The sequence below is a fragment of the Deltaproteobacteria bacterium genome, from assembly GCA_020848905.1.
GTDB lineage: Bacteria > Myxococcota_A > Polyangia.
In genome coordinates, this window is record JADLHG010000042.1 from 309,399 (window position 1) to 320,252 (window position 10,854).

The following is a 10,854-nucleotide window of genomic DNA, read 5'->3' on the forward strand; positions in this document are numbered from 1 at the left end:
TGATCTAACGGGCGGTGGCCGGCTTCTTGACGAAGCGCTCGTGGATGACGATGAGCAGCGGGCTGGCGATGAAGATAGTGGAGTACGTTCCGGCGACGAGACCGACCGACAGGCAGAAGGCGAAGGGCTTGAGCGCTCCGGTGCCGAAGACCCAGATCGCGATACTCGTCAGAAACACGGTGAGGGAGGTCAGGATCGTGCGGCTTATCGTCTCGTTCAGAGAGGTATTGACGAGCACACCGAACTTCCGATCGCGATGCCGGCCCATGTTCTCGCGAATGCGGTCGAAGATGACGATGGTGTCGTTGATCGAGTAGCCGGCGATGGTCAGCAGCGCGGCCAGAACGGGCATCGAGAACTCGGTCCAGGTGATGGCCACGGCCCCCGTGGCGATGATCACGTCGTGCATGAGCGCCACGACGGCACCCGGGGCGTAGCGAAAGTCGAAGCGGAAGGCGATGTAGACCAGGATGAGGAGCAACGAGTAGATAATGGCCTTGATGCCGTCGTCGCGGAGCTGCTTGCCCATCTTGGCGCCCACCGACTCGACCTGGGGAATGTCCTTGATCACCCCTGCCCCGAGCTTCGACTCGAAGCCCTTTCGCACCGCGTCGCCAAGCCCGCCCAGGGTCACCTCGTAGCTATGGTCCTCGGGTCGCCCGAAACGCTGCACCTGCGCCACGCTGATGTTCACCCCCTTGAACGCCGCGCGGATGGCGTCGGTTGTCGCCGTCTCCAGGGTGGCGTCGGGCTTCTTCGGCGTCACCGCGGCAGCCGGGGCGCTCGCCGGCTGCGTCGCTGCCGCCTGGCTCGCCGGCGCCGACGCGGGAGGCGTCTGCGGGGCTTCCGGGGTCTTACCCGCCGCAGGCTCTTCCTTGAAGGCGAGGTAGATGCGGTCCCCCTCGGTGCCGTAGTCGAAACGTCGCAGCTTGTTCCCGAAGGCCTTCTTCACCGCCTCGCGCGCGCGCTCCTGGTCGGCCGCCGTGAACGCGACCACCTGAGCGAGCCGCAGCATGAAGAGGTTCGGGCGGGCGGCGTCCTCCATCTTGACCACCTCGCCCCCCGGAAACCCTCCCGCCTCGAGCGCGTGACGCACCTCCCCCGCCTGCACGGCCTTCGCGAACTCGATCTGGATCTGGGTTCCGCCCTTGAAGTCGGTGCCGTAGTTCAGCGCGTCGCCACGAATGATCCAGTTAGCTACCAGCGCACCGAGGCTGACCAGGATCGCGACCACGGACACCCCGCCGAAGAACTTGGCTCGTCCGACGAAGTCGACGTTGAGATTCGATTTAATCCACTGGGCCATCGTGCGTCCCTCTATCCAATGCTCAGCGTCTTGGGCTTGAACTTCCCGACGACGAAATCGAACATCATCCGGGTCACCCAGACGCCGGTGAAGATCGACGTCACGATGCCGATGAGCAGCGTGAGGGCAAAACCTCGGATGGGTCCCGAGCCGTACTGCAGGAGCACGAAGCCGGCAATCGCCGTGGTGAGCTGCCCGTCGAAGATGGCCCAGAAGGCTCTCGTGTAGCCCGCCTCTACCGCTGCCCGCGGACTCTTGCCGATGGCCATCTCCTCTCGTATGCGCTCGTAGATGATCACGTTCGCGTCCACTGACATGCCTATGGTGAGCACGAAGCCGGCGATGCCGGGCAGCGTCAGCGTGGCGTTGAACGCCGCCATGATGGCCAGCATGTAGAGGACGTTCAGCACGAGGGCCAGGTCGCAGATGAAGCCGGCGCCCCGGTAGTAGTACAGCATGAAGAGCGCGACGATGCCGCCGCCGACGAGGAAGATCATCTTCCCTTTGTCCACGGCGTCCTTGCCCAGCGTCGGACCCACCTGCTGTTCGAAGGTCTTCCGCAAGGGAGCCGGCAGCGCGCCGCTCCGCAGCACGCCGGCCAGGTCCTTCGCCTCCTCCATCAGTTCGTGCGGCGGCTTGAACCCGCCGAGGGTGATGCGCGCCCGACCGCCGCTGATCTTGGATTGCAGCACCGGGGCGGAGTTCACGTTGTTGTCGAGGATGATGGCCATGCGCCGCCCGATGTTGTCGCCGGAGACGCGCTCGAAGAGCGACGCGCCGTTGCGATCGAAGGTCAGGCCGACCTCGGGACGACCGGTCTGCTGGTCCCACTGGACCTCGGCATCCGTGAGGTACTCGCCGGTGAGCTCGGTGCGGCGCTTCAGGTAGTGCGTGACCCAGGTCTTCTCGGGCAGCTTGTTCCCCTTGTCGTCCTGCGCCTGCTCGGAACCGAGGAGGATCTCGTGATCCTTGGGCACGGGAAGCCCGAGTTTCGGCAGGCTCTCGAGGAACTGCTCGAGCGCCTTCTTGTCCTTCGACTCGAGAAAGGCGTAGCTGACCGACCCGTGCTGCTTGCCGTCGTAGCTCTCCTGCCGCAGCTTGATGGCGCTCCCCTTCGGTAGCTTGCCGGCGGCCTGCTCGATGAAGTTCCCCTCGTCGTCGAGGATCTTGAACTCGAGCTGGGCGGTGCGGCCGATGACGTCCTTCACCCGCTCGAAGTGCTTCTCCGTGAGGCCCGGCAGCTCCACCACGATGTCGCGCCCCTTGCGCAGGATCGTCGGCTCGGCCACGCCGAACTCGTCCACGCGTCCGCGGATGGTCTCGATCGCCTGCCGGATGGCGTATTCCTGCACCTCCTTCAGGTAATCCTCGTCGAGGCGCAGCCGCACCGTCGCCTTGGCGTTGCTCCGCTCCACCTCGTCGAGGTTCGTGCGGTAGTCGTCCATGAACTTCTTGTCGAGCGCGGCGAGGTCCTTCGCCTGCTTGAACGTGAGGACGATGTCGCCGCGACCTTCCCGCGTGGCGGTGGCCTCGACCTTCTTGTCCTTGCGCAGCCGCTCCTCGAGGTCGGTGGCCAGCCGGTCCGCCTTGTCGGAGACCGCCTTGTCCACCTGAACCTCGTAGACGAGATGGATCCCGCCCTGGAGGTCCAAGCCGAGCTGCAGCTTGCCCTTGATGTGCTTGCTAAGCCACGGCGGCAGCTTCTCCTCGCCCAAGAATGTGGGCACGAGGTAGGCCACCGACAGGACCGTCAGCAGCAGGATGCCGATCGTCTTCCACCACCAGCTTCGTTCCATTGTGCTTACCGTGACGTCGTCGAGAATGAGCCGGCGTCGCGTTCACGGCGCCTTGGCCTTCCTCGGTGTTCGATGGCCCTAGCGCGCCATCCGATCGGTTCGACGACTGCTCCGCCACGCGCCGGAGGGACATCGCGTCCTCGGCCCGGTGCCGTTTCTCACGCCTCGGGCGGCGGCGCGTCGGGTGTCTCGCCGTCCGTCTGCTTGCCCAGTATGTGCGTCCGCATCACCCGCAGCCGAATCTTCTCCGCCACCTCGAGCGTGACGATCCGGTCCGTGATGCCGGTGATCTTGCCGATCATCCCACCGTTGGTGACGATCATGTCCCCCCGCTTCAGGTTCGCGAGCATCTCGCGGTGCTCCTTCGCCCGCTTCTGCTGCGGCCGGATGAGCAGGAAGTAGAAGACCACGAACATGATGATCATCAGCGCGAATTGCTGAATGCCCCCGCCCCCGCAGCCGGGGACCGGGCTCCCGCCGCCGGGCCCTTTGGCCTGGGCGAGCAGGGTGATCCAAGGAAGCTCAGACACAACGACCTCCAGAGTCTTGGCAGTCGTCCTCGGCCCCCCTTGGGGGATATCTTCGGACGATCATGGTGAAAACGGTGGCCCCGCCCTTCCCAGGCCGCGGGACGCGATTGTCTAACAAATCGCCAGGGGCCGGTCAACCGGAGTTATCTTCGGGCTATGCGGCCGACCCGTCGGCCTCCTCCTGCCCTCGCCGCGCAAAGAAGTCCCTGGAAAACGCCGCGAAACGCCCTTGCCGGATAGCGTCTCGCGCCTCCGCGACGAGCCGGAGAACCTGATACAGGTTATGCGCCGTGGCGAGCCTACTATAAAGGATCTCTTTGGCCACGAAGAGGTGCCGGAGATAGGCCCGGCTGAAGGTCCGGCAGGTTCCGCAGGCGCACGTCTCGTCGGGCGGCCGCGGGTCGTCGCGGAACCGGGCGTTGGAGATGACGATGCGCCCCTCGCGCGTGAAGAGCTGCCCGTTGCGCGCGTTCCGCGTGGGCATGACGCAATCGAACATGTCGACGCCCGCCCCGATGGCCATCACGAGATCCTCCGGGCGCCCCACCCCCATCAGGTAGCGCGGGCGGTCCACCGGCATGGCCGGCACGATCTCCGAGAGCACCCGATGCATCTCCTCGGGACGCTCGCCAACCGAAAGCCCGCCGAGCGCGATCCCTTCGAAGGGGAGCGCCCCGATCTCCTCCAGGTGGCGGCGTCGCAGGTCCAGGTGCAGGCCGCCCTGCACGATCCCGAAGCGCACCTGGTGCGCGGGGCGAGGCTGCCCGACGCACCGTTTGGCCCAGCGCGTGGTCCGCTCGAGCGCCTCCTCCACCGCGGCGCGAGGGGCCTGGCTCGGAGGGCACTGGTCGAAGGCCATGGCGATGTCGGGGCCGAGCGCCGCCTGCACCTCCATCATCGACTCGGGCGAGAGCGCGTGGGACGAGCCGTCCAGATGAGACCGGAAGGTCACGCCCTGGTCGTCGATGCGCGCCAGGTCCCTCAGGCTAAAGACCTGAAACCCCCCCGAGTCGGTGAGGATGAGACCGGGCCAGCCCGTGAAGGCGTGGAGGCCCCCGAGCTTGGCCACGAGCGGGGCCCCCGGCCGGAGATAGAGGTGATAGCTGTTGCAGAGGATCACCTGCGCGCCGAGCGCCTCGAGCTCGACGGGGTGCATGGCCTTGACCGTCCCCTGCGTCCCCACGGGCATGAAGACGGGGGTCTCGAAGGCGCCGCGCGGAAGCACCACCCGGGTGGCGCGCGCGTGACCGTCCTGGGCCAGCAAACTGAGCGACAGACGCACGGAGGCTCCTCAGCGAATCAGCATGGCATCGCCATAGCTGTAGAAACGGTAACCCCGCGCCACGGCCTCGGCGTACGCCGCGAGCACCGGCTCGCGCCCCGCGAAGGCGCAGACGAGCATGAGCAGCGTGGATCGCGGCAGATGGAAGTTGGTCAGGAGCGCGTCCACCACGCGGAAGGCGTGACCCGGGGCGATGAAGAGGCCCGTGCGCCCGCTCCCCGCGGCGCCGCCCGTGGCCTCGAGCACCCGGACGGCGGTGGTCCCGACGGCCACCACCGGGCGGCCTTCGGCTCGCGCCCGGTGCACCGCCTCGGCCGTCCCGCCCGTGAGCTCGTAGCGCTCCGGCTCAAGGCGGTGCTCGCTCACCGACGCGGCTCGCACGGGCGCAAAGGTGCCGGGGCCCACGTGCAGCGTCACCGATACGCGGCGAACGCCGGCCTCCTCCAGTTGGTCGAGGAGCGCCGGGGTGAAGTGCAGACCCGCCGTTGGGGCCGCGACCGACCCCTCGGCGCGCGCGTAGACCGTCTGGTAGCGCTCGCCGTCGATGCTCTCCGCGGGCCGCCGGATGTAGGGAGGCAAGGGCACGCTCCCGTACCCTCCGACGGGGAGCTGCGGGTCGAATTCGATCTCGGCGCGCCCCTGGTCGGGTTCCGTCGCCAGCCGCACCTCGAGCGTCGGCGCGTCGGGGGCGCGCGGCGGCACTCCCACGACCTCCTGCGAGCGCAGCGGCTTCGAGCTGCGCAGCATGCAGCGCCACCGACCGGGGCCAAGCTCCTCGACCAGCAGGAACTCGACGCGGCCCCCGCTTGCGCGCCGCCCCACGAGCCGAGCGGGAAAGACGCGCGAGTCGTTCACGACGAGGAGGCTCGGCTTCGGCAGGAGCTCCGGCAGCTCGCGGACCCCGTGGTGGCTCGCCGCGCCCGTGCGACGATCGAGCACCAGAAGGCGCGCGTCGTCCCGCCTAGCCGCGGGGGTCTGGGCAATCGCCCCCTCGGGGAGCGCGAAGTCGAAGTCCTCGGTGCGTAGACCGTTCATGGGCCGAAGGGGTCTAGCTCGACCGGTGCGCCAGCGCAAGGGACGCATCGCGTGGAGCCTCCCCATCGCCGCGGGCCCAGGTGACCGGTCTGCCCCGCTGTGCTAGCGTCGCGGCAGACGCGCGGAGATTGCCCATGCAGGACGTCCTCAAGGAACTCGGCATCGCAGAACGCAGCTCGGGCGCCTGTTTCGGCCCGTGGATCGATCACCCCTCCGGCGCGGAGCTCGTGTCGGTCTCCCCGGTGGACGACCGGCCGCTCGGCCGCGTGCAGCAGGCCGGGCGCGCAGACTACGAGCGGATCGTCGAGGCCGCGGAGGAGGGTTTCCGGCGGTGGCGTGCCTGGCCCGCCCCGAAGCGGGGCGAGGTGGTGCGACAGATCGGCGAGGAGCTCCGGCGCGCCAAGGCCCCCCTCGGCCGACTCGTGAGCCTGGAGATGGGGAAGATCCTCGCCGAGGGAGAGGGCGAGGTGCAGGAGATGATCGACATCTGCGACTTCGCGGTGGGCCTCTCGCGCCAGCTCTACGGCCTCTCGATGCACAGCGAGCGGCCGCTCCACCGCATGTACGAGCAGTGGCACCCGCTCGGCCCGATCGGTGTGATCAGCGCCTTCAACTTCCCCGTCGCGGTCTGGGCCTGGAACGCAGCCATCGCCGCGGTCTGCGGCGACTCGGTGATCTGGAAGCCCTCGCCCAAGACGCCGCTCACCGCCGTCGCCGTGCAGCAGATCGTGAACCGCGTGCTGGACCGTCACGGCCTCCAGGGGGTCTTCTGCCTGGCCATCGGGGACCTGGCGGAGGTCGGCGAACCCATGCTGGCCGACGGACGGATCCCGCTCGTCAGCGCCACCGGAAGCACCGCCATGGGGCGGCGCGTTGCGCAAGTAGTGGGAGCGCGCCTCGGGCGGACAATCCTCGAACTCGGCGGCAACAACGCCGTCCTCGTGACCGCGAGCGCCGACCTGGACCTCGCCGTGCGGGCCGTCCTCTTCGGGGCGGTGGGCACGGCGGGCCAGCGCTGCACGACCACGCGGAGGCTCCTCGTCGAGCGCTCCGTGGCGCAGGAGCTGACCTCGCGCCTCCTCTCGGCCTACGCGCAGGTTCGGGTGGGCAACCCGCTCGCGCCCGAGACGATGATGGGACCGCTCATCGACCGCGACGCGGTCGACCGGATGCTCGGGGCCGTGGACCAGATCAAGAGCCAGGGGGGAGAGGTCCTCTGCGGCGGCGGCGCGGCCACGGGGATGCCCGGCCGCTGCTACGTGCAGCCCACCCTCGTCCGCGCGCGTCCGGAGCTGCCGATCGTGCAGCACGAGACCTTCGCCCCGATCCTGTACCTCATCGAGGCGGACACGGTGGAGGAGCTCATCGCGATCCAGAACGACGTGCCGCAGGGTCTCTCGTCGGCCATGTTCACGCGCGACCTCCTCTCGGCGGAGCGCTTCCTCTCCTGCGAAGGCAGCGACTGCGGCATCGCGAACGTGAACATCGGCACGAGCGGGGCCGAGATCGGCGGCGCGTTCGGCGGCGAGAAGGAGACCGGCGGAGGGCGGGAAGCGGGCTCCGACTCGTGGAAGGCCTACATGCGTCGGCAGACCACGACGATCAACTACGGGCGGGACCTTCCGCTGGCTCAGGGCATCCGCTTCGGCGAGTGATGCGCCGGCGATTCCTCGCGCTGGTCGGGCTGCTCTACCTCGCGGCCCCTTCCGCCTCCGCGGCTCCCCCGTTCCCACTCCACTCGGCCGGCGTGAGCGTCGCCGCCGACGGCACGGTGCGGCACGCGGGCGCCGCGCTCGGCCGCCTCGCCCTGCCCAGGTGCCCCTGCCGGCTGCGCGTCGTAAGGCCCACGGTACAGGGACATCCGCTGCTCCACGTCGTGGTCGAGGGGCAGGGCCCGTCCCGTGCGGAGCTGCTCTACCTCCTCGACGCCTCGCCCGAACGACTCTTCGGCGACACCACCGGCCCCGTCGGCGTCGACCGCGAATGGTCTCGACACCTGCGCGTCGATGCCCGCGGCGTGCTCCTCTACCAGAGCCGCGAGGGCGTCACGCGCTGCGACGGTGTGCCCGTGCAGCTTTTCCCCCGGCTCTACGACTTCGCCACTCGCCGGTTCCGACCGGTGACGATTCGGCCGCGCCTCGAGGGGCTCCCCGAGCTCCGCGCCGTCCCCGAGCGGCCGCCCGAGGCGCACGGTGAGCCCGTGAACACCTTCCGCTTCGTCGCGGCCTCCACGCAGCTCGGCGACGGACGGTCCGCCGAGCAGCTCGTGGCACCGGTCGAGCTCTCCGACGGACGCGCCGAGACCGCGTGGAGCGAGGACCTGGGCGATCGCGGGCGCGGGCAGTTCCTCACCGCGCGCCGCCCCTCCTCCCCGTACGCCCTGCGGGCGCTGCGACTGCTGCCCGGCGACGCCCGGGACCTCCGGGCCTTCGCCGCGGCCAATCGACTCCAGCGGGTCCTCCTGCTCCTCTCCCCGACCGAGCGCTACCGGATCGTCTTTCCGAAGGACCCGCTCGCTGCCGGAGGCACGCGCCCGCACTTCGTCGTGCTGCCCAGGCCCACCGCCGCGACCTGCGCCACCCTGCTCGTCGAAGAGACCTACCCGGGCCGCCTCGCACGCGCGCCCGGCGCGGGGCGTACGGCCATCTCCGAGGTGAGCTTCTTTACCGAGCTCGAGCAGAAGGGGGGCCTCGCTCAGGTGGCCCGCGACCTCGCCGGGTCGAGCGCAGCGCACCGTGACGAGGCACTGCGCGTGCTGGCGACGCTCGGCGATCGCGGAGTCCCCCTCCTCGGCGCCGCCCTCGAGACGGCCCGCGGCGAGGAGCTCCGCCGGCTGGCCAGCGTGCTAGGGCATCTCGGCCGTCCGGCCGCCGCGGAACCGCTCGTCCGCGCTCTGCCGCGCCTCCCCTCCGCTGCGCGTCGTGAGGTGCTCGAGCAGCTGGCGGCTCTCGGGACCGCCGCCGTCGGACCGCTCACCGCGCTCGTCGAGGACGAGGCGCAGCCGGCTCACCTGCGCGCCGAGGCCGCCCAGCCTCTCGGACGCCTTGGCGGCGACGCGACCCGGCAGCTCCTGCTCCGCCTCGCGGGCCGCGGGCCCGCCGTGCTGCGCGCCGCGGTCACCGAGGGCCTCGCCGCCAACCGGTCGGGAGAGCTCGCCCTGGCTCTGCTGGCCGCAGCCCTCGCTGCCCCCGACGGGCCGCGCCGGGCCGACCTCGTCCTGGCCGCCACGCGCGCCTCGCCCCCCGACGCCGACGGTGCAGTGGCGACGCGAGCTCTCGCGACGCTGTGGGCGCGGAGCGCCTCCTTCGAGGTGCGCTACCGAATCCTTCACGCGCTCGGCCGCTGCGACCCCCTCGCGCCAGAGAGCCTGCTCCGCTCTGCGGCCCGAGATCGGGACCCAGTGCTGCGCTGGACCGCCGTCGAGCAGCTCGCGCGTCGCAGGAGCGCCCCCGTGGAGCCGCTCCTGCGGGCGGCTCTCTCCGACCCGGACCCCCGAGTGCGCGCCGCCGCCGCCAGCGGCCTCGGCACCCGAGCCCCCGCGCGCGAGGCGGGCCCGGCCCTCGCCGCGCTCCTCGACCGGGAACGCTGGAGCTTCGTACTGCGCGCGGTGGCGGAGGCCCTGGGCACGCAGTGCGGCTCGGCGGGCGCGGCCGCCCTTCGCCGCAGGATGGAGCGGGGCCCCCCAGGGCTGGACGAGCTGGCCCTCTCGAGCTGGGCGCGCTGCGGAGCCTCGAGCGTCCACGACGAGCTCCTCGCTCTGGCCCGACGTCGCGACCTCCGACCGCCGGTCCGCGCGCGAGCTCTGGCGCTCTTGCCGAACGCGGCGGCGGTCGCCCGCAGGGACGCCCTCCTTCGCCTCTTCAGAGAGCTCCGCGCGGAGGCCCCGCACTCCGACGCTGCGGAGCAGGTGGCCGGATCGGCGGCAGCGGCCCTGGGACGAGCCGGCGGCAGCGACGCAGCCCACGCGCTGACCGACACCCTGGCCCTCGACCCCCACGACGCGTTGCGCACGGCAGCGGCGCACGCCCTCGGGCTCCTGTGTGACGCGTCGAGCCTGGACACGCTCCGACGGGCCGCCCGCAATGACTCCGCGGGGCCCGTCCGCGCCGCCGCACGGACGGCGTTACGACGCTGCCCTCGGTGAGGTTGCGCGGGACTGCCGCGACGCTATTCCGCGCGCCAGCGGTGCTCGGGCCCGAAGCGATCCACGCGGTCCCCGCGCGAGAGCGTCACGCCGAGGATGATCGCCGTCGCTGCGGTGGCCGCCCCCGCGGCGCCGGCCCAGACGTACCACCGCTCGTACCATTTCGGCGGCGGTGGAGGCGCGGGCTGGTAGGGGGTGGTGCCGACGGGAAGCGGTTTCAGCCGCACCGTCATGCGCAGCACCTCGCCGGCGATGGCCTGCCGCTCGCCGACGAAGTCGTAGTAGCCGGCCTTGGAGACGCGGAGCGCGCGCTTACCCATCGTAACCTCGGTCTGCAGCGGCGTGGTCCCGACGAACTTGCCGTCCACGAAGACCTTCGCCTCGGACACCTGGGCCTGGATCTCGAGGATCCCCGCCACCGGCAGCAGGTCCAGGTCCAGCGTGGTCACCTTTCCCCGCGTCACGGTGAAGACGTCCAGGTACTGCGTGTACCCCGGCTTGACCAGCTTCAGCGTGTGCTTGCCCGGCTTCAGACGCACCACCTCGGGGAGCGGGACGCGACCGACGAGCTGTCCGTCCACGATCACCTCGGCGCCGGTGGTAGTGCTCTGGAGCTGGAGTCCCGTGGGCCCGCGCGCGGGAGCCGCACCGCCCGTCGAGGAGGACGCGAGCGCGACCAGAGCCGCAGCGGTTGCGAGGAAGCTCCGCACCATGATCTTCGAGTATACGCCGACTCCTGCGACGGCGCCCAGCGCGGCGCC

The 10,854-nt window shown here is 70.5% G+C and carries 8 protein-coding genes; 2 read left to right on the forward strand and 6 right to left on the reverse strand.

Annotated elements, in window-relative coordinates:
- Positions 1–4: 4 nt before the first annotated feature.
- From secF to queA, 5 genes are all read right to left on the reverse strand, one after another.
- A complete protein-coding gene (gene secF / locus IT371_18415; GenBank protein ID MCC6749646.1) occupies positions 5–1,306 on the reverse strand; it encodes a protein translocase subunit SecF in 1,302 nt (433 codons plus the stop codon).
- An 11-nt stretch (positions 1,307–1,317) separates the two neighbouring features.
- The gene (gene secD / locus IT371_18420; GenBank protein MCC6749647.1) at positions 1,318–3,102 is read right to left on the reverse strand and encodes a protein translocase subunit SecD; all 1,785 of its coding nucleotides are present in this window, start codon (positions 3,100–3,102) and stop codon (positions 1,318–1,320) included.
- 158 nt (positions 3,103–3,260) lie between these two features.
- Positions 3,261–3,527: a preprotein translocase subunit YajC gene (gene yajC, locus IT371_18425; protein MCC6749648.1), complete on the reverse strand. Its 267-nt coding sequence runs from the start codon at positions 3,525–3,527 to the stop codon at positions 3,261–3,263.
- Between the two features lie 259 nt (positions 3,528–3,786).
- A complete protein-coding gene (gene tgt / locus IT371_18430) occupies positions 3,787–4,914 on the reverse strand; it encodes a tRNA guanosine(34) transglycosylase Tgt (GenBank protein ID MCC6749649.1) in 1,128 nt (375 codons plus the stop codon).
- Between the two features lie 9 nt (positions 4,915–4,923).
- Positions 4,924–5,949, reverse strand: coding sequence for a tRNA preQ1(34) S-adenosylmethionine ribosyltransferase-isomerase QueA (queA, locus tag IT371_18435; GenBank protein MCC6749650.1), 1,026 nt, complete (start codon positions 5,947–5,949; stop codon positions 4,924–4,926).
- A 134-nt stretch (positions 5,950–6,083) separates the two neighbouring features.
- Between queA and IT371_18440 the strand changes: the two genes are divergently transcribed.
- Together IT371_18440 and IT371_18445 are read left to right on the forward strand one after the other, a co-directional pair.
- Complete coding sequence (locus IT371_18440) at positions 6,084–7,604, forward strand: aldehyde dehydrogenase family protein (protein ID MCC6749651.1); 1,521 nt, start codon at positions 6,084–6,086, stop codon at positions 7,602–7,604.
- Positions 7,604–10,093, forward strand: coding sequence for a HEAT repeat domain-containing protein (locus IT371_18445; protein ID MCC6749652.1), 2,490 nt, complete (start codon positions 7,604–7,606; stop codon positions 10,091–10,093). Before IT371_18440 ends, IT371_18445 begins: the two co-directional genes overlap by 1 nt.
- Positions 10,094–10,116: 23 nt before the next feature.
- Here the strand turns inward: IT371_18445 and IT371_18450 are convergent, their stop codons facing one another.
- The gene (locus tag IT371_18450; protein ID MCC6749653.1) at positions 10,117–10,806 is read right to left on the reverse strand and encodes a PEGA domain-containing protein; all 690 of its coding nucleotides are present in this window, start codon (positions 10,804–10,806) and stop codon (positions 10,117–10,119) included.
- Positions 10,807–10,854 lie beyond the last annotated feature (48 nt).